The 21,652-nt window shown below is 73.9% G+C and carries 19 protein-coding genes; 12 read left to right on the plus strand and 7 right to left on the minus strand.

Going from position 1 to position 21,652, the window contains the following annotated elements; genetic code table 11:
• Positions 1 to 51: 51 nt before the first annotated feature.
• On the minus strand, positions 52 to 750 hold the full coding sequence (locus ACH4S8_RS09415; RefSeq protein WP_398392103.1) for a sigma-70 family RNA polymerase sigma factor: 699 nt from the start codon (positions 748 to 750) through the stop codon (positions 52 to 54).
• Positions 751 to 881: 131 nt separating this feature from the next.
• Positions 882 to 1,562, minus strand: coding sequence for a hypothetical protein (locus tag ACH4S8_RS09420; protein ID WP_398392104.1), 681 nt, complete (start codon positions 1,560 to 1,562; stop codon positions 882 to 884).
• Positions 1,563 to 1,796: 234 nt separating this feature from the next.
• Here ACH4S8_RS09420 and ACH4S8_RS09425 point away from each other — a divergent pair, with 234 nt between their 5' ends.
• The 3 genes from ACH4S8_RS09425 (at position 1,797) to ACH4S8_RS09435 (ending at position 6,536) form a co-directional block, all read left to right on the plus strand.
• A complete protein-coding gene (locus ACH4S8_RS09425) occupies positions 1,797 to 2,120 on the plus strand; it encodes a hypothetical protein (protein ID WP_398392105.1) in 324 nt (107 codons plus the stop codon).
• A gap of 274 nt (positions 2,121 to 2,394) precedes the next feature.
• On the plus strand, positions 2,395 to 4,176 hold the full coding sequence (locus ACH4S8_RS09430) for a phosphatidylglycerol lysyltransferase domain-containing protein (RefSeq protein WP_398392367.1): 1,782 nt from the start codon (positions 2,395 to 2,397) through the stop codon (positions 4,174 to 4,176).
• Between the two features lie 251 nt (positions 4,177 to 4,427).
• Positions 4,428 to 6,536, plus strand: a complete 2,109-nt coding sequence (locus ACH4S8_RS09435) for a HEAT repeat domain-containing protein (protein WP_398392106.1) — start codon at positions 4,428 to 4,430, stop codon at positions 6,534 to 6,536.
• A gap of 145 nt (positions 6,537 to 6,681) precedes the next feature.
• Here the strand turns inward: ACH4S8_RS09435 and ACH4S8_RS09440 are convergent, their stop codons facing one another.
• The gene (locus ACH4S8_RS09440; protein WP_398392107.1) at positions 6,682 to 7,260 is read right to left on the minus strand and encodes a hypothetical protein; all 579 of its coding nucleotides are present in this window, start codon (positions 7,258 to 7,260) and stop codon (positions 6,682 to 6,684) included.
• A 284-nt stretch (positions 7,261 to 7,544) separates the two neighbouring features.
• Here ACH4S8_RS09440 and ACH4S8_RS09445 point away from each other — a divergent pair, with 284 nt between their 5' ends.
• The 4 genes from ACH4S8_RS09445 (at position 7,545) to ACH4S8_RS09460 (ending at position 11,636) form a co-directional block, all read left to right on the plus strand.
• Positions 7,545 to 8,630, plus strand: a complete 1,086-nt coding sequence (locus ACH4S8_RS09445) for a WD40/YVTN/BNR-like repeat-containing protein (protein ID WP_398392108.1) — start codon at positions 7,545 to 7,547, stop codon at positions 8,628 to 8,630.
• Between the two features lie 184 nt (positions 8,631 to 8,814).
• Positions 8,815 to 9,492, plus strand: a complete 678-nt coding sequence (locus ACH4S8_RS09450; protein ID WP_398392109.1) for a uracil-DNA glycosylase — start codon at positions 8,815 to 8,817, stop codon at positions 9,490 to 9,492.
• A complete protein-coding gene (locus ACH4S8_RS09455) occupies positions 9,489 to 10,586 on the plus strand; it encodes an N-acetylglucosamine kinase (RefSeq protein ID WP_398392110.1) in 1,098 nt (365 codons plus the stop codon). The genes ACH4S8_RS09450 and ACH4S8_RS09455 overlap by 4 nt, the downstream gene beginning before the upstream one ends.
• 129 nt (positions 10,587 to 10,715) lie before the next feature.
• Complete coding sequence (locus tag ACH4S8_RS09460; protein ID WP_398392111.1) at positions 10,716 to 11,636, plus strand: sirohydrochlorin chelatase; 921 nt, start codon at positions 10,716 to 10,718, stop codon at positions 11,634 to 11,636.
• Positions 11,637 to 11,787: 151 nt separating this feature from the next.
• Here the strand turns inward: ACH4S8_RS09460 and ACH4S8_RS09465 are convergent, their stop codons facing one another.
• Together ACH4S8_RS09465 and ACH4S8_RS09470 are read right to left on the minus strand one after the other, a co-directional pair.
• The gene (locus tag ACH4S8_RS09465; RefSeq protein ID WP_398392112.1) at positions 11,788 to 12,831 is read right to left on the minus strand and encodes a lactonase family protein; all 1,044 of its coding nucleotides are present in this window, start codon (positions 12,829 to 12,831) and stop codon (positions 11,788 to 11,790) included.
• A 393-nt stretch (positions 12,832 to 13,224) separates the two neighbouring features.
• A complete protein-coding gene (locus tag ACH4S8_RS09470) occupies positions 13,225 to 14,724 on the minus strand; it encodes an FUSC family protein (protein ID WP_398392113.1) in 1,500 nt (499 codons plus the stop codon).
• A gap of 241 nt (positions 14,725 to 14,965) precedes the next feature.
• Between ACH4S8_RS09470 and ACH4S8_RS09475 the strand changes: the two genes are divergently transcribed.
• Both ACH4S8_RS09475 and ACH4S8_RS09480 read left to right on the plus strand, forming a co-directional pair.
• On the plus strand, positions 14,966 to 15,442 hold the full coding sequence (locus ACH4S8_RS09475; RefSeq protein ID WP_398392114.1) for an Lrp/AsnC family transcriptional regulator: 477 nt from the start codon (positions 14,966 to 14,968) through the stop codon (positions 15,440 to 15,442).
• A 338-nt stretch (positions 15,443 to 15,780) separates the two neighbouring features.
• Positions 15,781 to 16,419 carry a TetR/AcrR family transcriptional regulator gene (locus ACH4S8_RS09480; RefSeq protein ID WP_398392115.1) on the plus strand — a complete coding sequence of 213 codons (639 nt, stop codon included), beginning with the start codon at positions 15,781 to 15,783 and terminating at the stop codon, positions 16,417 to 16,419.
• Between the two features lie 124 nt (positions 16,420 to 16,543).
• On the opposite strand, the gene ACH4S8_RS09485 is transcribed toward ACH4S8_RS09480, so the two are convergent.
• Together ACH4S8_RS09485 and ACH4S8_RS09490 are read right to left on the minus strand one after the other, a co-directional pair.
• Positions 16,544 to 16,756, minus strand: coding sequence for a hypothetical protein (locus ACH4S8_RS09485; RefSeq protein WP_398392116.1), 213 nt, complete (start codon positions 16,754 to 16,756; stop codon positions 16,544 to 16,546).
• A gap of 262 nt (positions 16,757 to 17,018) precedes the next feature.
• The gene (locus ACH4S8_RS09490; RefSeq protein ID WP_398392117.1) at positions 17,019 to 18,083 is read right to left on the minus strand and encodes an NAD(+)/NADH kinase; all 1,065 of its coding nucleotides are present in this window, start codon (positions 18,081 to 18,083) and stop codon (positions 17,019 to 17,021) included.
• Positions 18,084 to 18,725: 642 nt separating this feature from the next.
• On the opposite strand from ACH4S8_RS09490, the gene ACH4S8_RS09495 reads away from it, so the two are divergent.
• The 3 genes from ACH4S8_RS09495 to ACH4S8_RS09505 all read left to right on the plus strand — a co-directional run bounded on the left by ACH4S8_RS09495 (position 18,726) and on the right by ACH4S8_RS09505 (position 21,591).
• The gene (locus tag ACH4S8_RS09495; RefSeq protein ID WP_398392118.1) at positions 18,726 to 19,406 is read left to right on the plus strand and encodes a class I SAM-dependent DNA methyltransferase; all 681 of its coding nucleotides are present in this window, start codon (positions 18,726 to 18,728) and stop codon (positions 19,404 to 19,406) included.
• A gap of 194 nt (positions 19,407 to 19,600) precedes the next feature.
• Positions 19,601 to 21,235: a SpoIIE family protein phosphatase gene (locus ACH4S8_RS09500; RefSeq protein WP_398392368.1), complete on the plus strand. Its 1,635-nt coding sequence runs from the start codon at positions 19,601 to 19,603 to the stop codon at positions 21,233 to 21,235.
• A gap of 116 nt (positions 21,236 to 21,351) precedes the next feature.
• Positions 21,352 to 21,591 (plus strand): hypothetical protein, encoded by a 240-nt coding sequence (locus ACH4S8_RS09505; protein WP_398392119.1) that lies wholly within the window; start codon positions 21,352 to 21,354, stop codon positions 21,589 to 21,591.
• Positions 21,592 to 21,652: the final 61 nt, after the last annotated feature.

Here is a 21,652-nt window from a genome sequence, read left to right on the forward strand (position 1 = left end):
ATCGTCCGCCACCCGGCGCCGGACTCCGGCCCTGGCCCCGGCCCCCTACGGTCAGGCGGCGCTCGGCGCCGACCGCCCGGCCGTCAGCTCGGCGGCGTCGACCACCTCGGCCTCCGCTTCGGTCTCCGCTTCAATCTCCGCTTCGGCGAGCAGTGCGATCAGGGTCGCGCGAGCACGCGCCACACGGGAGCGGACCGTGCCGACGGGACAGCCGCTGACGAGGGCGGCCTCCGCGTAGGGCAGGCCCATCATCTGGGTGAGGACGAACGCCTCACGCCGTTCGCCCGGGAGCACCGCCAGGAGTTCGAGCAGGGCGACGCCGTCGTCGAAGCCGGGCAGGCCGAGCGGCTGCGCGCGTTCCACCGCGGTCTGCCAGTCCGCGGCGCCGGTCGACCGCGGCCGGGCGGCGGCGTGGCGCAGGCTGTCGATCACCGCGCGGCGGGCGATGGACAGCAGCCAGGTCCGCGCCGAGGAACGCCCCTCGAACCGGTGCAGACTGCCGAGCGCCCGCAGGAACGTGTCCTGGGCGAGGTCCTCGGCGGCCTGCGGATCGGCGGACAGATGGGCGACGTAGCGCACGACATCGCGGTGCAGCGCGCGGACGAAGCGTTCGACGGCGGCCGGGTCACCGGCGCGGGCGGCCAGCGCCCAGGCGGTCGCCGACTCGTCGGCCGGCACCGCTCGGCCGTCGGCGTCTTCGTACCGCCTCTCGTGTCCGTGGCGGGAGGCGGGCAGGGCAGGAGTGATCACCAGGTGTCCTTCTCGGGTCATCCGTGATCCGGACCGGCGCGAGGCGCGGGGTCCGGTGGTGGGGTGCGGCCGTACAGGAGGTACGGCCGATGCCCGAAGCGCTCGGGTGGCGCTTCGGGGAGCCGGCTGTCTCAGGCGACAGCGGACCCCACGGGCGGCCCCCGGGAAGTGATCGCGTGGACGAGAAGGAGGAGACGCGGGGCGCGGTCCGAGGCGCGTCGGCGCACCCGGAGCACCGGGCGGTACGGCGGTACGGGCAGGGCGAGCAGCAGCCGCAGGGGTGCGGCCAGCCGGCCGGCCGCCGCCCGCAGGACGCGGAACACCGCGCCCTCGCCGTGCGCGAGCCACAGGCCGCACAGCAGTGCCGCGAGCGCGTGGGCGGCGAACATGCCGAACGATGAGGGCGAGCCCGCCCCGGCTCCCCCGGAGAACAGATGTGCCAGGGTTCCGGCGCCCGTGGAACCCGTGCCCATGGAGCCCATATCCATGGAACCCATCGAGCCCATGTCCATCGAGCCCATGGCCGCGGCGCCCGTACCGGCGTCCGCGGCGAGCGTGAGGGACCGCGCGATCGAGAACGCGGTGTGGAGCACGCCCTGGGCGAGCACCACGACGGCCACGACGAGCGGAAGCCCGCGCTCACGGCCGGCCAGGCACCAGCCCGCTCCGGCCGTGCCCGCTCCGGCGCCGGCCAGTGCCCACCAGGCCACCGGAGAGCCGGACATCATCACGTGGCCGAGGGCGGCGAGCACCACACAGACGGCCGCGAACATCACGGCCCGCAGCATGCGTGTGCACCACCCGGCAGTCATGACGGCCCTCATCCTCGCATCCGGGGTCCGGACGTCATGGGCGGGTACGGAAAACCACCGGGCGCCGCGCGGGCGGCGCACCCGTGATCCGGATCACGGGCCCGGACGTGCCGCCCCCGCATGGAGGCCGTCGCCCGGGGTATCCGCCGGAACGCGGCGGAACCACCGCCAGGACAGCGGGACCCTACGTACTGTAGGGTCCCGGCGGTGAGCGTCGTACATCAGGGGGACCCTGTGAAGGAACGTGACGCCGGGCGCGCGGCACGCGGGCCGGCGTCCGTGCTGGCACTGCTCGTGCCGAGTCTCGGGATCGCCGCACTCGGCGTGTACCACCTGTGCGGGTTCGACCTGCACGCCCTGCACGGACGCCCGCACCTCGGCGACGGACTGACCATGGCCGGGGTGATCACGGCGCTGGTCTCGGCGGGCGCGGCGCTCGGCGACCTCCTGTGGTGGGCCACCACGCGCGACCGGCCGCTCGGCGACGGCGGGAAGCCGTGCCCCGGCGGACGTTTCGGGAACCCCGGCCACGACCGGGGCACGTCGCCGCACCGCTGAGCACCAGGACGGACTCCCTGCCGGCCGGACGCGTGCGACCCGGACCCCTGGTCCGCATTCTCAACACCTCCTTACCTCTTCACGCCGCTCCTGTCTGGCCATAACCTCACTCTTCCCTACAAGATGTAGTGTTCCGGCCTCTGTCCTCACCGGTTCTCCCGGCCTCTTCGCAAGGTGATGTTCCACGGTGTCCGTACAACAGTCAGCGCTCATCCCGGAACAACGCGGCGCGAGCTCGCGCCGCGGGGACCGGTCCGGAGGAGCGGGCGACGGAATCCAGCCACGGGCCGCCGCCTTCACGGTCTGGTATCTGCGGCTGCTCGCCGTTCTCAACATCGTCGCCGTGATCTCGCTGCCGTTCCGCGAAGAGGTGCACGAACACAACGGGGGCGAGTTCTTCACCCCCTATCTGGCCACCGCCGGGCTGATCTCCGCGGCACTGGCCCTGTTCCTCGCGCTGGTGATGCGGCGTCGCAAACGGGCCGCCTGGATCTTCAACCTGCTGCTCGCCGGACCGCTCCTCGCGCTCTACACCGTGGCGCTGACCCAGGACCGCTACCAGCGGCACGTCTTCAACTGGATCTCGGCCCTGCTCACCGCGCTCTTCGTCGTCGCCCTCCTGGTGGGGCGCAAGGAGTTCCACGCCGTCGGGGACCGCTCGAACCCCCGCCTCGCGCTGGCCGTCGGCGCGGGCGGTCTGCTGGTCAGCGCCACCCTCGGCACCCTGCTCGTCAGCGCCACCAACCGCGTCCCGGGAACGCCGCTGGGCGACCGGATCGCGTACACGCTGCTGCGCGGAATCAGTGTCGGACCGCTCGCCGACCGGTTCGACACGGTCGTCGCCCCCCGCTGGGTCGACATCCTCGTCAACGTCCTGATGGCCGCCACCTTCCTGCTGGTGCTCTACGCGTGCTTCCGTTCGCCGCGCGGTCTCGAACTCCTCGGCGAGGAGGACGAGACCCGGCTGCGCGCCCTGCTGGCCCGGCACGGGGAACGCGACTCCCTCGGCTACTTCGCCCTGCGCCGCGACAAGTCGGTCATCTGGTCCCCGAGCGGCAAGGCGGCGATCGCGTACGGCGTCCGCGGCGGGGTGACCCTCGCCTCCGGCGACCCCATCGGCGACCCGGAGGCCTGGCCCGGCGCGATCGAGGCGTGGCTGCGGGAGGCGCGGCGGCACGCGTGGACGCCCGCGGTCATGGGCGCCAGCGAGGAGGCCGGGACCGTCTACGCCCGGCACGGCCTGGACGCCCTGGAACTCGGCGACGAAGCCATAGTGGACCGGTCCGACTTCACCCTGGAGGGACGCGCCATGCGGGGCGTCCGGCAGGCGCACAAGCGGGTCCGGCGCGCCGGTTACACGGTCCGCGTACGACGGCACGAGGACATCCCCGAGGCCGAGATGGCCGCCCTGACCGACAAGGCGGACCAGTGGCGCGACGGCGAGACCGAGCGCGGCTTCTCCATGGCGCTCGGCCGGCTGGGAGACCCCGCCGACGGACGGTGCGTGATGCTGGAGTGCCGTGACGGCGAGGGGGAACCCCGGGCCGTACTGAGCTTCGTGCCGTGGGGCGAGCGGGGGCTCTCCCTGGACCTGATGCGCCGCGACCGGAACTCCGACAACGGGCTCATGGAGTTCATGGTGATCGAGCTGCTGCTGAACGCCGAGGAGTTCGGTGTCGAGCGGGTCTCCCTGAACTTCGCGATGTTCCGGTCCGTCTTCGAACGCGGCACCCGGCTGGGCGCGGGACCCGTGCTGCGGCTGTGGTGCTCGGTGCTGACGTTCCTCTCGCGCTGGTGGCAGCTCGAGTCGCTCTACCGGGCCAACGCCAAGTACCGGCCGGTCTGGGAGCCTCGCTACCTCCTCTTCGAGAAGAGCGCCGACCTGCCCCGTATCGGCATCGCGGCGGCCCGCGCGGAGGGCTTCCTCGCGCCTCCGGCCCTGCCCCGGTTCGCCTCCCGGCGCCCGGCGCACCCGGACCGGCGGTCCCCCGCACCGCCCCTGGCCGCTTCCTCGGCCCCGTCCGTCCGTCCCACTTCGTCCGCACCGCGCGACTAGGGGCACGTCGCACGGGCCACGCGGCCCATGGCAACCGGCCGGGCACCCAGGAGGGTGCCCGGCCGCGCCGTCCCACCGTGCTCCTCTCCCCGGCCGGGTCGGCTCTCCCCCGGCCGGGCCGTCCCGTCGGCGGTCTCGCCCCCTTCGGGCATCGGAAAACGGCCGTTCGCCCGGTAATTGGCTGGACCTGCACCATCGACGGGACGCTTCCCGGGCGTCACTGTCAGTGCCGTGGTGCACACTCACGATCAATGGCCGTACGCAGGGGAGGACACGTGTTCAGGGGGATCGACGAGGTCGACTGGGCCTCGATGGAGCATGCCCACGGAAGCGCCGCGGACGTGCCGGAGCTGCTGCGGGGGCTCGCGTCACCGCTCCCCCAGGAGCGGGAGGCCGCGCTCGACGGAATGTACGGCGCGGTGCACCACCAGGGCGATGTGTACGACTCGACGCTCGCGTCCATCCCTTTCCTCTTCGCCCTCGCCGGGCACACGGAACTCCCGGACCGGGACGGAATCGTCGAGCTGCTCGCCAGCATCGGAGGACCTGACGACGGGGACGCCTTCGGAGGCACGTTCGAAGACGCCTCCGGGGACTCCGTCGAGGGCGGCGAGGACGAGGCCGCAGGCCGCCGGGCCGCGGAGGGGTCCGAGGACGACAACCACGCGATGGCGCGCGCGGCCGTCCGGGCGGGGGCCGCGGTCTTCCTGGACCTCGTCACGGACGGGGACCCTGAGGTGCGCCGCGCCGCGCCGTCGGCGCTCGTGCGCTTCCACGGCGAACCGCGGCGCGTCCTGGCCCTGTTGAGCGAGCGGCTGCGGGACGAGCCGGAGGACGGCGTCCGGCCGGCCCTGGTCGAGAGCCTCGGGCTCCTCGTCCGGCTGCATCCCGTCTCCGCGGCCCCTGCGGTGGACCGTCTGGTGTCGCTGTGCGGCGCGCCGCACGACCCGGGACTGCGGCTCGCGGCGCTCGGGCAGCTGGCCTCCTGCGCCGCCGACCGGTTGCCGGCCGACCTCGTGCCGACGGTCGTGGCGCTGCTCCACACCAGGTCACAGCGGATCCGGCCGTTCCGCGAGCCCGTCCGGACGTCGTCCGACACCCTCATCGGCAGTCTGCGCCGGATGCGCCCCGCGGACGAGGAGGGCGCGCAGCTGCTCCGGACGCTCCACCAGGCCCTGGGCGCCCGCACCGCGGACCGGATCGCCCTGCTCGAAGGCCAGTTGAGCAGCCGGAACACGGCCGACCGGTGCAATGCCGTCTGGATGTCCGCGGGACTGTTCCGCGAATGGCGGGCCGCGTACGAGCATCCGGTCGCGCTGATCGGCGAGCAACTCGGCTCGGACGAGGAGCGGTTGCGCTGCGCCGCGGTGTCCGTCCTGGAGTTCCTGTTCACGCTGGCGGCTCCGGCGGCCGACCGGCTGGCCGCCCTCGTGGAGTCGGGCACGGACTCCCGGGGGTGTGACACGGCGACGCTGCACCGCCCCCTGAAGGCCCTCGCCAGGTGCGGGGACGCGCGGGCCGTGCCGGCCCTCGCCGAGGTGCTGCGCCACCCGGTCGTACCGAACGAGACCGGGTACGCGATCGGATATCTGGGGCCGGCCGCGGCGCCCCTGGCTCCGCTGCTGCGGGAACGGCTGGCCGAGGTCCCGCTCGACTCCCCGGACACCTACGACCGCGCCGCGCCGCTGCTGTCCGCCCTCGGCGCGCTGCGGTACGCCGAGGCCGTCCCGGACGTGCTGCGCCTGCTGCACGGCACACCATGCGAACTGCGGCTCCGGGACGCTCTGGTGAAGGCGCTGGCCGGAACGCTCGGCGCGTTCGGACCGGGGGCGCGTGCGGCCGTACCGGCGCTGCGGGACCTGCTGGCGGGCGAGAACGCCGTGGCGGCGGCCGACGCGCTGTGGTCCGTGGAAGGGGACGCGGACGCGGCCCTTCCGTCATTGCTCGGGGCGCTGTCCCCGGAGCGAGACGCGGGCGGTCACCGGGCGGTGGCCGAGGCCCTCGGCCGGATGGGGGCGGCGGCCGCATCCGCGCTGCCCGGACTGCGCCGTCTGACGGACTCCCCCGAGGTGTGGGAGCGGACGGCCGCCGCCTGCGCCCTGTGGGACATCGCCGAAGACCCGGAACCCGTCCTGCCGGTGTTCCGTGACGCCTGGCGGCGGAACCCGTACACCCGGGGCACCATCGGCGCGTGCCTCGTCCGGATGGGCGGCGCCGGCGCGCCCGTTCACGACCTGGTCCGTACGGAACTGGCCTCGCCCCGGCGCCACCGCGCCCGCGCCGGCGGCCACGGCAGTCACGACATACTCGACGACGAACTGCTCCTGCGGTCCTGCCGGACGGCACTGGAGGCCGCCTAGCGAAGCCGCCCTGCGGAGCGGCACGGGCGCGGCGGAGCGGTGCGAGGTGCGCCGGTGTGCCGTCGCGTCCGCGTGGCGGGCGGTGGCGACGGCGAGCGAGGGCGCTGGTGTGCGGCTCGGGCGAGCGCCCCGAGCCGGGGCGCGGTCAGCTGGTCATCCGGCCCCACAGCGGTCCGATCCGCTCCCATTCCTCGTCCCACCGGTCCACGCGACGCCGTTCCAGGCGGCCGCGGAGCACACCACCCGCAGCGAAGGGGACAGCGGCCACGCCCGCGCCCGCGAAGACCCCGATCAGGCAGGCGCGCAGCCTGGCCACGGCGACGGTGGTGGGCCGGGTGACAAGACGCCCGTCGGCGTCGGTCCACACCAGGACCGGGGTGTCCGCCGAGGTGCCCGCCGAGACTCGCACCCGACCGGAGCGAGGGGTCCCGTCCGGCGCCGTCCAGCGGGCCTTCGTCCACACGACGCGCCCGGCGGGCTCCCCCGCGCCCGCGTCCGGCGCGTCCTCGATCAGCCGAGCGGGGACGGTGCGCGTCTCGGCGCGCTCGCGCGCCAGGGTGTCCTCCACGGCACGGACGGTCACCAGGCCCGTGACCGCACCTCCGAGCACCGTGAACGCCCAGGCCACGAGCATGATCCAGGCCTCCAGGACATCGCTTCGCCGCCGCAACGGGTTGCGCCGCCACCGCCACAGCCAGACCTCGGGACCACGGAACGCCGCCATCAGGGGCATCCTCCTCACGACCGCACGGACACGCCACGTCCCCCTCCCTTACGCGCGCGCTCCGCGCGATGCTCACGGCGGGTGCCCGCCGGCTCGTCCGGCACGGGGAGCCGGCGCCCCGGGACACCCCCCGCGGGCATCCGGGCGACGGGCCCGGGAGCCCTCCTCGTCCGTCGACACGGCCCGTCCGGCCTGCGGAGACGACGGGCCGAAAGGTGACTGTCGGCACCGGGGTGCAGACTGGCCCGTAGCGCAGACGACGACGTCGCGGGAGGTGGCCGGTCATGGCCGACGTACTGCTCACGGTAGGCACCCGCAAGGGACTCTTCATCGGGCGACGGCACGGCGGCGCCTGGGAGTTCGACGAGAGTCCGTACTTCAACGCGCAGGCCGTGTACTCGGTCGCCATCGACTCCCGGGGCGAGCGGCCGCGGCTGCTGGCCGGCGGGGACAGCGCGCACTGGGGCCCGTCCGTGTTCCACTCCGACGACCTGGGCCGCACGTGGACCGAACCCGCTCGGCCCGCGGTCAAGTTCCCCGAGGATACGGGCGCTTCGCTGGAACGGGTGTGGCAGTTGCACCCGGCGGCCGCCGAACCGGACGTGGTGTACGCGGGGACGGAACCGGCCGCGCTGTACCGCTCGGAGGACCGGGGCGAGTCCTTCGGCCTCGTCCGTCCCCTGTGGGAACACCCCACCCGCTCGAAGTGGGTCCCCGGGGGCGGCGGTGAGGGGCTGCACACCATCCTCACCGACGAGCGCGACCCGCGGGCGGTGACGGTCGCCGTGTCCACGGCCGGCGTCTTCCGCACGGCCGACGGCGGCGCGAGCTGGGATCCCGCGAACTCCGGCGTCTCCGCGGTGTTCCTGCCGGACCCGAACCCGGAGTTCGGGCAGTGCGTGCACAAGGTCGCGCGCGACGCGGCGAACCCGGACCGGCTCTACCTCCAGAACCACTGGGGGGTGTACCGCAGCGACGACGGGGCCGGACGGTGGACCGACATCGGCGCGGACCTGCCGTCCACGTTCGGATTCGCGGTGGCGGCGCATCCGCATCAGGGCGACACGGCCTACGTCTTCCCGATCAACGCCGACGCGGACCGGGTCCCGGCCGACCGGCGCTGCCGCGTCTTCCGTACGCAGGACGCGGGCACGACCTGGGAACCGCTGACGGCGGGACTGCCGTCCGAGGACCACTACGGCACGGTGCTGCGCGACGCGCTGTGCACGGACGGCGCGGACCCGGCGGGCGTGTACTTCGGCAATCGCAACGGCGAGTTGTACGCGTCGGCGGACGACGGCGACACCTGGCGGCAGCTCGCCTCCCATCTCCCGGACGTCCTGTGCGTCCGCGCGGCGGTCCTGGCCTGAGCACGGTCGCCGGCGGGAAAAGAGGAACGCGGTCGCGGTCGCGGATCCCGGAGACTTCAACGGCCCGCAATGGCAGGTGTCTTGTGCCCGAAGACATCCGATTCGGCGATGAATCGGTCATCCCCGGTCGCGGTACGGCCACCAGTTTGATCTCGGCCAGGTGTACGGCAGTAGGGTGACGCCCGTGGCACCACGACCGTTGCATGAGATCGTCGAACCGGGCTGGGCGAAAGCCCTCGAACCCGTGGCCGGACGGATCGCCCAGATGGGCGACTTCCTGCGCGCGGAGATCGCCGCGGGACGCACCTACCTACCGTCCGGGGCGAACGTCCTGCGGGCCTTCCAGCAGCCCTTCGACGAGGTACGCGTCCTCATCGTCGGGCAGGACCCCTACCCGACCCCGGGACACGCGGTGGGCCTGTCGTTCTCGGTGGCCCCGGAGGTACGCCCGCTGCCGCCCAGCCTGATCAACATCTTCCGCGAGCTGAACACCGACCTCGGGGCGCCCCAGCCGTCCACCGGTGACCTCACCCCCTGGACGCAGCAGGGCGTGCTCCTGCTCAACAGGGCGCTGACGACGGCGCCCCGCAGCCCCGCGGCCCACCGCGGCAAGGGCTGGGAGGAAGTCACGGAACAGGCCATCCGGGCACTGGCCGCGCGCGGCCGGCCGCTGGTGTCCATCCTGTGGGGCCGCGACGCGCGCAATCTGCGCCCCCTGCTCGGCAGCCTTCCCTCGGTGGAGTCCGCGCACCCCTCGCCCATGTCGGCCGACCGCGGCTTCTTCGGTTCGCGTCCCTTCAGCCGCGCCAACGACCTGCTGGCCGGGCAGGGAGCGGAACCGGTGGACTGGCGCCTGCCGTGACACCCGGCGGAGGACACGGCAGGCCGCACGACGGGCAGAGCCCCGCCGTGGTGCTGGCCGTGGACTCCGGAGGCTCGGGACTGCGCGTGGCCCTCGCCCCGCACGGGGCGCCGGGCGATGACCGCTCTCCCGTCCGCCGAGGGGCCCCGGCACCCCCGCCGCCGACCCCGCTCGGTGCCCCACTGATCTCCAGGGAGCCGGTCCGCACCGGCCCGCGCGGCATCTCGGCCGGGCATCTGCTGGATCAACTGCTGCCGATGGCACGGCGGTTGATGGCCGAGGCGGGCGCCGAACGGCTCGGGGCCGTCGCCGTCGGCGCGGCCGGTCTGGCCACGCTCGGCGACGAACTGCGCGACGAGCTCCCGGCCGCCCTGGAGCGCGAACTGGGAGTACGGCGGCTCGCCCTGGCCGCCGACGCGGTGACCGCGTACACGGGCGCCCTGGGTCCCCGGCCGGGTGCCGTGATCGCGGCGGGCACCGGCATGATCGCGATCGGTACCGACCTCGCGTCGTGGCGCAGGGCCGACGGGTGGGGCCATCTGCTCGGCGACTGCGGCGGCGGAGCCTGGATCGGCCGCGCGGGCCTGGAGGCGGCCCTGCGCGCCTTCGACGGCCGCCCGGGCGGCTCGAAGTCGCTGCTGGCGCGGGCGGAGGAGATGTTCGGGCCGATGCCGGAACTGCCCGGCCGGCTGTACCCGCGCACCGACCGGGCAGCCGTGCTCGCCTCGTTCGCCCCGGAGGTCGCCGACCGCGCCGGGAGCGATCCCGTGGCCGCGGACATCCTGCGGGCCGCCGCACGGCACATGGCCGAGTCGGCCGCCGCGGTGTGCCCTGCCGACGGCGAGCCCCGTCTCGCGCTCACCGGGGGCGTGTTCAACATGGGCGCCGCGCTCCTGGAGCCGCTGCGCGAGGAGTTGGCCGTGCGGCTGCCGCACGCCCGTCGGGTGCCGGCCGCGGGCGACCCGCTCGACGGCGCGCTCCGGATCGCGGCGGACCTGGCCGACGGCCGGCTCGCGCTGCCCCTGGACGAGCGGATGTTGCATGTGGCAACAGAAAAGCCGTACCAGGACATCCATGACCCGAATTCGGCGTAGGGGCGACAAGTCGGCAACTACCGATCACTTCCGATCCGTACGTAACTCATCAGACAAAAGCGGACGGATACCGTTCACCTGCACCCTCCCCGAACAGGGGAACCCGAGAAACCAGTAACATGCGGCGCCATGAGCTCCCCCACTGGGCCCGCGTCCGGCCTGCCAGTACGAATGCCGCGACCCCGCCAAGCCGGGCGGCACCGCCGTCCGGAACCCCTGGCGGCTCCTGAGGGCGCGCCCGCGCTCGTCCTCGCGGTGCCGGGCACCCCCAGCGCCGCCACGCGCAGCCTCGCCGAGGAGGTCGTGAGCATCGCCCGCTCCGAGCTCCCCGGCCTCGATGCCCGCATCGGTTACCTGGACGGGGACGACGAGTTCCCCACGCTGCAGTCCGTGCTGTCCCACGCCGCCGAGGAGCGCACCGCGCGCTTCGAGCAGGCCCGCGCCGCCGGTTCCGACGTCTCCGAGCCCGACGGCCCCGTCGGCATCGTTGTCCCGCTGCTCGCCGGCCCGGACAACGCCCTGCTGCGCCGGATCCGCCAGGCGGTCATGGAGAGCCGTGTCGCGGCCGAGCTGACCGATGTCCTCGGCCCGCACCCGCTGCTCGCCGAGGCGCTGCACGTGCGCCTCTCCGAGGCCGGTCTGGCCCGTGCCGACCGTGCCCGGCTGTTCACCGTGGCGACCGCCGCGGACGGCATCGTGCTCGCCACCGTCGGCGGCGAGGACGCGGTGCAGGCGGCCGGCATCACCGGCATGCTGCTCGCCGCGCGGCTCGCCGTGCCGGTCATGGCGGCGGCCCTCGACGAGGAGGGCTCCATCGCGGCCATCGCCGAGCAACTGCGCGACTCCGGTTCGCAGCAGCTCGCGCTCGCCCCGTACCTGATCGGTCCGGAGCTCGACGCGGGTCTGCTCGACGCGGCCGCCAAGGAGGCCGGCTGCAGCGCCGCCGAGGCGCTCGGCCCGTACCCGGCGATCGGCAAGCTCGCGCTCTCCCAGTACACGTCGGCGCTGGGTATCGCGCCGCCGCAGACCCAGGGGACGCCGGCCTTCTAGTCAGCCGCCACACGCACCACCCGTACCGCCCGCACATCGAAAGGGCCCGCTCCTGAACCAGGAGGGGCCCTTTCCCGTGCGCGGGGCGCATCCGGCACGGCTCCCCCCGAGGAGGGGGCGGCCGGGGGCGCAGCCCCTCGGAGAGGCCGGGTCAGCCGAGGATCACACAGGACGCGGCGGGTGCCTCGATCGAGCCGCCGCGGCGCGGAACGCCGGTGTCCGGGTCGACGGCGAACCAGGTCACGTCTCCGGAGCGCTCGTTGGCCGCGTACAGGAAGCGCCCCGAGGAGTCGAGGGCCAGCGCACGGGGCCAGACGCCGCCGCAGGGCACCTCGGCGACGAAGGTGAGTTCCTCGCCCACCGTGTCGGCGCGGAGCACGGAGACGGTGTCCCGGCCCCGGGTGGCGGTCCACACGAAACGGCCGCCGGGCGAGACGACGAGGCCCGAGGGGTACGCGTCCCCGTCCGGGACACCGGACAGCACGGGTATCTCGCCGACGGGCCGCAGCGAGCCCCGCGCGGCCTCCCAGCGGCAGACGGTGACGGTCGGAGCGAGTTCGTTGAGGACGTACGCGAGCTCGCCCCGCGGGTGGAAGGCGAGGTGGCGCGGCCCGGAGCCGGGACGCAGGGCGGTCTCGCGGTGCAGGGTGAGCGTTCCGCCGTCGAGGGCGCACACCCGGACCGAGTCCGTGCCGAGGTCGACGCTGACGGCCCAGCGGCCGGTGGGGTCGGGCTGCACCTGGTGGGCGTGCGGGCCCTGCTGCCGCGCGTGCGGACCGGAACCGGTGTGCCGGAGCACGTCGGAGGCGGCGGGCGCCAGCGCGCCGCCTGGGCGGACGGGTACCGCGCTGACGCTGCCCGAGCCGTAGTCGGCGGTCAGGACGTGCCCGTCGAAGACACTGAGGTGGGTGGGTCCGCTGCCACCGGTCGGGGTCGGCGGACCGGCCAGTTCCGGTTTGTCGCCGTGCACGCGGTAGGCGGCCACCGCGCCCTCGGCCCTCTCACTGACCGCGTACAGGACGTCACGCGCGGGCGCGAGGGCCAGATACGAGGGGTCGGGTACGTCGTCGACCGCGCTCAGGACGGTCAGTGCGCCGCTGTCCGGATCCACGTCCGCCGTGAGGACACCGAGGCCTCCCGCCGTCGTGAACGAGCCGATGAACGCCCGCTGCCGCCGCCCGCCGCCGTCCGCCACTTCTGTCCCCTCTCGATCCCGCCTCGCCGTCGGGCCGACGGTAGCAGCGACGGCGCTGCGGTCTAGACCAAGGTGAGGGCGATCGGCCGAGCGTCCTGAACGGCGGCCGGACCGACGGCGCACCGGAGGGACCGGGCGCGGGCCGGGCGCGGATCGGGTGCAGACCGGATGCGTACAGGTCAGGCGGCCGCGGAGAGTCCGTACGGCGGCCGTCACGAGCCCCTTGGACGCGCGCCGGGCAGGGTGGCGGCGGAGACCGCCCCGAGGCCGTCCAGCGGGCGTCCACGCCCTCGGTGTGGATCTTGTCGGTGGGCTCGGCCCACCGGAGGAACAAAGACGGCCCCCGGGGCGCCGGACAGCACCCCGGGGGCCGGAGTCAGAGCCCCGTCGACGTCAGACGCCGGCGAGCCGCGCGTCGCGCACCGGTCCGCGCAGCGGTGTCGCCATGTCGACGAGCGCCCGCTCCAGGCCGTGCAGGTGCACGAGCGCCTGCTCGGCACCGGGGTGGTGGCCGGGGACACCGTGGCGGGGCGCCCAGGCGCCTCCCGGTACGGCGCCGACCAGGGACTCCATGGCGGTCTCGACCTGTCGGCAGGCCGCCGTGAGGCGGGCGTCGTGCGAGGCGTCCGGGTCGGCGGCGACGGCCGCGAGACCGCGCACCTCGCGGGCGCAGTCGTCCAGCAGGGCGAGGATCGCGCGGGCCCGTTCCTTGCGCCGCCTCATCGGGTTGAGCGGATGCACGAGGGGTGCGAGAGCCATGCGTACACGCCCCAGAAGTGCCTCGAGCTCCCCCGCGAGCGGTGCGGGGTCGGCCTGCGCGTCGCCCGCGAGCCGCCGGGCCGACGCCGAGGTGCAGCCGTGCACGGCGTGCAGGGCACGCTCGATCCAGCGGTCGGTGACCGTGTGCGTGGTGATCGGCAGGACGAGCGCGACCGCCAGCGCGGCACCGACCGCGCCGACACCGGTCTCGGCGAGCCGCAGCGCCAGCAGTCCCGGGTGCAGCACGCCGAGCAGCCCGTAGAGCAGGCCCGCCATGACGGTGACGAAGAACATCATCCAGCTGTACGAGGGCGCGGCCGTGTAGAAGATCCCGAAGACGCTCACCGCGACGAGGGCGGCGGTGGGCGCCGGGGCGCCGTGCAGCGGTACGGCGATCAGGAGTCCGGCCACGATGCCGGTGAGCGTGCCGACCACGCGCCGGAAGCCGCGGACCAGCGTCTCGCCGCGCGAGGCCGTGTTGACGAAGATCCACCACGCGGTGCCGACGGCCCAGTACCAGCGGTCGTGCGAGAGCAGCTGGCCCGCGGCGAGCGCGAAGGCGCAGGCCGCGGTCGCCTGGAAGGCCTGGCGGGTGGCGGGGCGGTCCAGCCCGCGTCCGTCCAGCGGCAGCGGCGCGGCGGGCAGGGGCCTGCGCCGCTCGATGCACCAGGCGCCGAACCGCACGGCCGAGGAGGCCGCCAGCGACAGGGCGACGGCGGCGTACAGCTGCGGGAGCTGACCGGGCACGGCGTGCAGGAACTGGGTCGTGAAGAACATCATGAACGCGAAGATGCCGAGCGCGTGCCCGCGCGGGCCGAAGCGGCGGGCGTACACCCCGGCGAACACCACGGCGAGCCAGGTCGCGTCCCGCAGCATCGGCGCCCCGTGCAGGGCGGTCGCCGCCGCGAGGACCGGGAAACCGGCCACGGGGAGCAGAGCGGTGGTACCTGCCTGGCCGCGCACGGTCGGGTCGCCGACCGTGAACAGCGCCAGGAGCGCCGCGAGCCCTCCGGCGATCGAGGCGGGGAGCGAGAGCCCGGCCAGTTGGCACAGGGTGACCGCGAGGCCGATCCCGACGACCGCCCGGAGCGAGACCCGCAGCCGGAACAGTCCCGGATCCGGCGCCATGAACATCTTCTTCACCGTCGGCAGCCCGCCCCCACTTCGCGTTCGACACAGAGATTCGGCATGCGCAGCGCACATGCGAAAGGCGCCGCGGGTCCGGTACGGCGTCCTTGCCGTCCGACGCTGCGCAGCGCCATCGATACGGACAAGGTACGCGGTAGCCCAGAAGTGGCTCAACCGGCGCGATTTGGCCTGTGCCATTGGTACAGTCGAAGGCGAACATTGTCGGCCGCGAGGAGGCCAACGGACCATGCCCGTGGATGAGCTCGACACCCGCATCCTGCGGCTGCTCCTGGAGCAGCCCCGCACCAGCGTCCGTGAATACGCCCGCGTCCTCGGTGTCGCCCGCGGCACGCTCCAGGCCCGCCTCGACCGGCTGGAGCGGGACGGGGTGATCACCGGGACGGGTCCCTCGCTGTCCCCCGCCGCCCTCGGTCATCCCGTGCTCGCCTTCGTCCACATCGAGGTCACACAGGGCCATCTGGACGACGTGGGCGACGCGCTGGCCGCCGTACCGGAGATCATCGAGGCGTTCTCGATCACCGGCGGCGGCGATCTGATCACCCGGGTCGCGGCGCGGGACAACGCCCACCTGGAGGATGTGATCCAGGCGCTGATCAGTCTGCCGGGCGTGGTCCGCACCCGGACCGAGGTGGCGCTGCGCGAACGGGTCCCGCACCGGTTGCTGCCACTGGTGGAGTCGATCGGGCGCGCGGCACAGCGCTGAGCACGAGCGGTACGCCGGTATCGGCACCCGGGAGACGCTCGCGCTCCGGAAGGGGCCGGCGGGCGGCGCTCCGCGTTCGGGGGCCGGAGCCCGCCCGCCGGTCATTTCGGAAGTCGCCGACCGGAGTTCCGCCCGTGCGCCAGAATGCCGGTCGGCGAGAGGTTCCGGACACCGCGCGGAGCGGGCCGGCCGCCGCGGGGCGGGCCGGCCGTTTCGGCGGGCCCGAGCGGACGGCCGTCCCTGGTCGCCGCGCCCGGAGCAGGCTGCCCGGCCGGATCCCTCCGGTGGTCCGGCCGTGCCACCGGAGAAATCCGGCCGTCGTTCCGGAAGGAGTACGCGTGCACCCCGACAAGGACGCACCCGCGGGCTCGGGGGCGCCGCGACGCCCGGAGGGAACCCTGCGATCGGACGCGCGGCGCAATCGTGAGCGCATCCTGGCCGTGGCCCTGGCGGAGCTGACCCGCTCCGCCGGCACACCGCTGAGCGCGATAGCGAAGAAGGCGGGGGTCGGTCAGGGGACGTTCTACCGCAACTTCCACCATCGCGAGGCCCTCATCCTGGAGATCCACCGGCACGAGGTGCGGCAGGTGACCGACGCGGCGGCGCACCTGCTCGCCACCCGCCCGCCGGACCGGGCCCTGCGGGAGTGGACGGACCGTCTCGCACGGTTCGCCATGGCCGAGGCGGGTCTGGCCGAAGCGCTGCGGACGAGCACCGGCACGCCTCGGGGCGCTCTCACCAGGCTCGACCACGAACCCCTGACCTCGGCTGTCGCCCTCCTGCTGAGGACCAACGAGGAAGCGGGCACCATCCGGCCGGGGGTGACACCGGACGACTTCCTGCTCGCCGTCGCCGGGCTCTGGCGGCTCGACCGGCACGGGGACTGGCAGACGCACGCATGCCGCCTGCTGGACCTGGTGACGGACGGCCTGCGCGTGGGCGCGCCCGGTCCGGGCGGGCCCGTGCGGGAGGAGTGAGCCCGCCGCCCGACGGGTCCCCTGCGCTCACTCGGAGGGGGACTGCTTCAATCCGTCGGCGATCGCCCGACCGGGGCCGGCCGTCTTCCGGACCCCGCGTTCGGAGGGAAGGGTGCCAGGCCGGTCACCGGTCCCCCGGCGAGTTCGGCGCGCCGCCCTCGTCCGTCGGCTCGAAGCACTCGTTGACGGCTTTCACGAGTTCGGCCGGGTCCACGTACTGCTGCCGCTGTCCGGTGCGGTCCGTGGTGACCTGTACCGCGAGACGCAGCGCGGCCGCGAAGGCGCCGTCCTCGCGGGAGTCCCGGCACATCAGACCGTGCCGGTCCCTGTCCTCCACGAGTCCGTGGCCCGCGAAAGTACAGGACCACCGCGTCGTCGGGGGTCAGGCGGACGTCCGCCCCGCGTGCAGCCCCGCTCACGCTCGCCGACCGGCCTTCGGACGAACCGTGACGACGTGATCGCCATCCGTACCGGCCAACGGGTGAAGAGGGGCGAATACGCCTCTGCCCGTATCCGGGACGTCTGTCGCACCCGGCGGCCCTGGGCCTCTCCGCCCGGTCGCGGGCCTCCTCCACCCGATGTGCCGGGCGCGGCCACCGTCACCGAGCCGCCGAAGGAGGCGGCAGGCGCAGTCCCGCGAGGTCCGGGGGGACGGGGTTGTCGGGGCGGAAGAACGGGGCGGGTTCGGCGTCGGCCGCCGTGGCCGGTGCGTCGGTGAGGCGGAAGCGGTCGCGCAGCCGGCCGTAGAAGTCGGTGGGGCGCAGGCGGATGAGCCGCACCCGCTGCGGGGCCCGGAAGACCCCGATCCAGTCTCCGGGGTCGAGCACCCCGCGCGGTTGGCCGTCGATGCTGACGGCGGCCTGGCCCGAGTGGGGCAGCACCCTCAGGGCCACGGGCTCGTCCGGCGCGGCGACGACGCTGCGGTTGAAGGTCATGTGCGGCGCGATCGGTGTGAAGACGACCGCGTCCATGTGCGGGGAGAGCACGGGGCCGCCGGCGGCGAAGCTGTAGGCGGTCGATCCGGTGGGGGTGGCGACGGCGAAGGCGTCCGCCGAGTAGGAGGCCAGCCGCCGGCCGGCGATGTAGACGCCGACGCTGACCTGGCGGTCCCGGGCCAGTTTCTCCACGACGACGTCGTTCAGGGCCGTGACGTCCAGCGCCACCCCCCAGCCGTCGCCCTCCGCCGCCTCGGCTCCGACCTGCGGCGGAGGCAGGACGGGGCCCCGCCCGTAGCAGAGGAAGGCCTCCATTCCTCCGGGGATCTCCAGAACCCGGGAGGCGCGCAGGGTCAGCGTCATCCGTTCCTCGACGGCGGCCTTCCCCTCGTGGACAGCCTGCAGCGCCCGGGTGACGTCGGCCGCCGGCACCTCGGTGAGGAAGCCGACCTTGCCGAGATCGACGCCCAGCACGGTCGCACCGCTCTTGACGGCGATCCGGGCACCGCGCAGAAAGGTGCCGTCGCCGCCGAGGGTGACGACGAGGTCCGGGTTTCCGGCCGCTTCCGCCTCCGCGCGCCCGCCGCGACGTCGCTGGTCCCCAGCCCAGACGTCGATCTCGGTGCACCGGATGCCCCGTGCGTCGCACCAGTCGTGCACGGCGCGGGCGACATCGCGGGCCGCCGTCCGCCCCTGGTGGACGACCAGGCCGACGCGGTGCACGGACACGGCAACCTCCAGGTCCCCAGGGGTGTGGGCGTGTGCCGCGAGCCCGGTGTCCGCGGCCGGGAGACAGGCCGGGGCGGGCCCGTTCCGGGCCCGGGCCGGGGGCACGACTCGATCCTTCCATGAATGGGACATTTCGGTAGGGTGGGAAGCGGGCCGGATCGGCCCCACCGGGCTCGAGGGGCCGTCGGACCGAGGGGGTCGTCGGACCGAGGGGGCCGCCACGCGGGCACCGTCCGGTGGGCCGGCACGGAGGGTCGGGAGTACGGCCGTACCGAATCCTCGACTCCGGTCAAGACACGCCGACTCCGCCATGTCACGTGACACGGGGGCGAGTTGTCGCCGCGCATCGCTCCGACCGCTCGATTCCGCCGGACGGATTCCAGCCGTGTCGGCACCACCCGGGCACCTCAACCCGCTTCCGTTCGGACGGAGTTCGGATGCCGTCAGCGGCCGGGCGAGGTACGCGGGAACCGTTCCGCCGGCCGAACAGTTTCGGTCACTCGGGCATCCCGACGAACGCTGAACGACTATCGTCTCGAAATGACGTCTCCTGAGCGACAGACACGGCTCGGAGGTTCCGTCACGGCCTCTTTCCTCCGCATTTCGGACTGCTTCGACAGCCCCTCATGAAAGGTTCCTTTCGTGATCAACAGTAATCGTGGGACTGATTACGAGAGCGTCCTGCTCGACCGCAAAGGCCAGGCGGAAGCCTTCGACGCCATCGGCGACCGCTACGACGAGGCCTTTCCGCACAAGGAGGGGCAGGTCACCGCGGGCGAGTGGCTGATCGGATCGCTGGGCGAGGGGGCACGGGTCCTGGATCTCGGCTGCGGCACCGGGGTGCCCACCGCGCGCCAGATGACGGACGCCGGGTTCGAGGTCGTGGGGGTCGACCTCTCCGGCGGCATGGTGGAGCTCGCGAGCTCCTACGTGCCCGGCGCGACGTTCCATCAGCTGGACCTCGCCGATCTGCGCCCGGGCGGTCCGCGCGACCTCGGCCGCTTCGACGCCGTCGCCGCCTTCTTCTCGCTGCTGATGCTGCCGCGCGAGGAGATTCCCCTCGCCCTGCTGACCATTCGTCATCTGCTGTCTCCCGGGGGCCTGTTCGTCCTGTCGATGGTCGAGGCCGACGTGGACGACTTCGCGATCCCGTTCCTCGGGAACACGATCAGGGTCTCGGGCTATCTGCGGGAGGACCTGCACAGGGTCGTCGAGGAGGCGGGCTTCGAGATCGTCAAGGAGACCTCGTACACGTACGCCCCCGCGGTGACCGATGTCCCGCCCGAGGAGCAGGTGTTCCTGTGCTGCAGGCGGGGTGACTGAGGCGGCGGAGTCCGAGCCGCGGACCGCGCCATCCACTGGACGGGACAGAACGCGTGACCGAGCACCACACCCCCCACGAGGGGACCGCCCCGCCCCGGGGCCTCCTCCCGCCCGCCGCCGTGCCGGACGGCCGCGCGCCGCAGACCGACCGTCTCCGGTACCTCGATGTGGCGACGCGACGGATCGCCCGGGGGATGGATCTGGACGAGACACTCCGGGAACTGCGGCAGGCGGCCGTACCGGCGTTCGCGGACGCGGTCTTCATCCACCTCGCCGATCCGCTGCCCGTGGGCACGGAACGGTCGGCGGCACCCCTCGTGCTGCGCCTGCACAGCGCCGAACGTGCGGTGCCGTCGGCCCCGCACGCCGACTCCGCCTCGTACGCCGACGCGGCCTCGTCCCCGCTCCCCGAAGTCGCCCAGCGCGTGGAGCCGGGCGGCGGTGGCCGGCTCGCGGAGCTGCTGCGGGACGGGCGCCCCGCGTTCGGTGACGCTCCGGGCAACGCGCCCGCCGTCGCCGAGCTGCTCGCGGCGGGGACCGACCCGCCGGGCGCGCTGCCGCCGGGCCACCGCCTGATCATCGCGCCCCTGCACGGCAGCCATCACGTCATGGGCACGGTCGTCCTGCTCCGGGGCACGCACCGCCCCGTCTTCACCGGCGACGACCTGCTCGTCGCCTCGCAGCTCGCCACGCACACCGCGCTCGGGGTCCAGAAAGCGGTGATGTACGGCCACGAGGCAGCCGTGGCGGACACCCTCCAGCACACCATGCTCCCGTCGTCACTGCCCGAACCCACCGGCATCCGGCTGGCCAGCCGTTACCTGCCCGCCTCGAAGACCGCCCAGGTCGGCGGCGACTGGTACGACGCGATCCCCCTCCCCGGCAACCGCGTCGCGCTGATCGTCGGCGATGTCATGGGCCACTCCATGACCTCCGCCGCGATCATGGGCCAGCTGCGCACCATCGTGCAGACCCTCGCCGGTCTCGACCTGCCGCCCAACGAGGTCCTGCACCACCTCGACGAACAGGCCCAGCGGCTGGGCAGCGACCACATCGCGACCTGCCTCTACGCGATCTACGACCCGATCTCGCACCGCCTGCTGATGGCGAACGCCGGCCACCCGCCCGCGGTCCTGCTCCACGAGGACGGACGTGCCGAGGTCCTGGGGATCCCGCCCGGCGCTCCGATCGGCGTCGGCGGCGTCGTCTTCGAGTCGGTGGAGATGGCCGCGCCCACCGGGGCGACCCTGGTGCTGTACACCGACGGGCTCGTCGAATCCCGCGACACGGACATCGGAAGCGGCGTCGAAGCACTGCGGGTCCGGCTCCAGAGCACCGCCCGGGGGCTCGCCTCGCTGGAGGTGCTCTGCGATCACGTCCTGGGAACCCTGGGCCCGGGGACGCGGGACGACGACATCGCCCTGCTCACCGCGCGGTTCGAGGGCTTCCCTCCGGACAGCGTCGGTTACTGGTTCCTGGCCCCGCACCCGATGACCGCGGGGCAGGCGCGCCGGCTGACCCGCAGGGCCCTGCGCCGCTGGGGTCTCGAGGCCCTGGTCGACCCGACGGAACTCATGGTCAGCGAGATCGTGACGAACGCCGTGCGGTTCGCCTCGCGGCCCCTCTCGCTGCGGCTGCTGCGCACCGACGTGCTCCGCTGCGAGGTGACCGACGACTCGCCGCAGGTGCCCAGGATGCGGCAGCCCGGACTCGGGGACGAGAGCGGCCGCGGCCTCCAGCTGGTCAATCAACTCGCCCTGCGCTGGGGCGCGACACGGGTGAGCAGCGGCAAGGTCGTCTGGTTCGAGCAGAAGATCCCGTCGAAGTAGCGGCCGCTCCGGCCCGTGCCCGCATTCGGCTGATTCCCGGTCGGCGGTTCCACGGCACGCATACCCGTGCAGGGTATGGTGGCGGTCCTAGCTCGCAGGAAGTGCGGACGCCCCTGATGACGGTACGAGAGTTGCCCCGGGCCCGGTTCGATGGCGCCGCCCGCCGGGTTCGCGGTCCGTTCGTCGCCCTGCGCCCGGCCGCCGCCGTGCCGCTCCCTCGCGAGATGACCCGCCCCGCCGTCGCCGCGATGCCGGCCTGCGGGCCGCACGCCGTGCCGGAATCGGTCGCCCGGCCCGCCGCTCCCCTCCTCACCGCGCACATAGGCAACGTCCCCACGGCTTCCCGCGTCCACTGACGCCGCCGCAGCCGTGTGTGGACCGCCCCGTCACGCGTGTCGCGCATCGAAAAGAGGACTC

The organism is Streptomyces sp. NPDC021080 (genome assembly GCF_044333225.1).
Lineage (GTDB): Bacteria > Actinomycetota > Actinomycetes > Streptomycetales > Streptomycetaceae > Streptomyces.

What these genes read in the sequence shown, in the direction of transcription:
- ACH4S8_RS09500 (WP_398392368.1), top strand. Translation starts at nt 19,601, where the DNA reads ATGGATCTGGACGAGACACTCCGGGAACTGCGGCAGGCGGCCGTACCG.
- ACH4S8_RS09435 (WP_398392106.1), top strand. Translation starts at nt 4,428, where the DNA reads ATGGCCGTACGCAGGGGAGGACACGTGTTCAGGGGGATCGACGAGGTC.
- ACH4S8_RS09440 (WP_398392107.1), bottom strand. Translation starts at nt 7,260, where the DNA reads ATGGCGGCGTTCCGTGGTCCCGAGGTCTGGCTGTGGCGGTGGCGGCGC.
- ACH4S8_RS09470 (WP_398392113.1), bottom strand. Translation starts at nt 14,724, where the DNA reads ATGTTCATGGCGCCGGATCCGGGACTGTTCCGGCTGCGGGTCTCGCTC.
- ACH4S8_RS09475 (WP_398392114.1), top strand. Translation starts at nt 14,966, where the DNA reads ATGCCCGTGGATGAGCTCGACACCCGCATCCTGCGGCTGCTCCTGGAG.
- ACH4S8_RS09420 (WP_398392104.1), bottom strand. Translation starts at nt 1,562, where the DNA reads ATGACTGCCGGGTGGTGCACACGCATGCTGCGGGCCGTGATGTTCGCG.
- ACH4S8_RS09445 (WP_398392108.1), top strand. Translation starts at nt 7,545, where the DNA reads ATGGCCGACGTACTGCTCACGGTAGGCACCCGCAAGGGACTCTTCATC.
- ACH4S8_RS09460 (WP_398392111.1), top strand. Translation starts at nt 10,716, where the DNA reads ATGAGCTCCCCCACTGGGCCCGCGTCCGGCCTGCCAGTACGAATGCCG.
- ACH4S8_RS09505 (WP_398392119.1), top strand. Translation starts at nt 21,352, where the DNA reads ATGACGGTACGAGAGTTGCCCCGGGCCCGGTTCGATGGCGCCGCCCGC.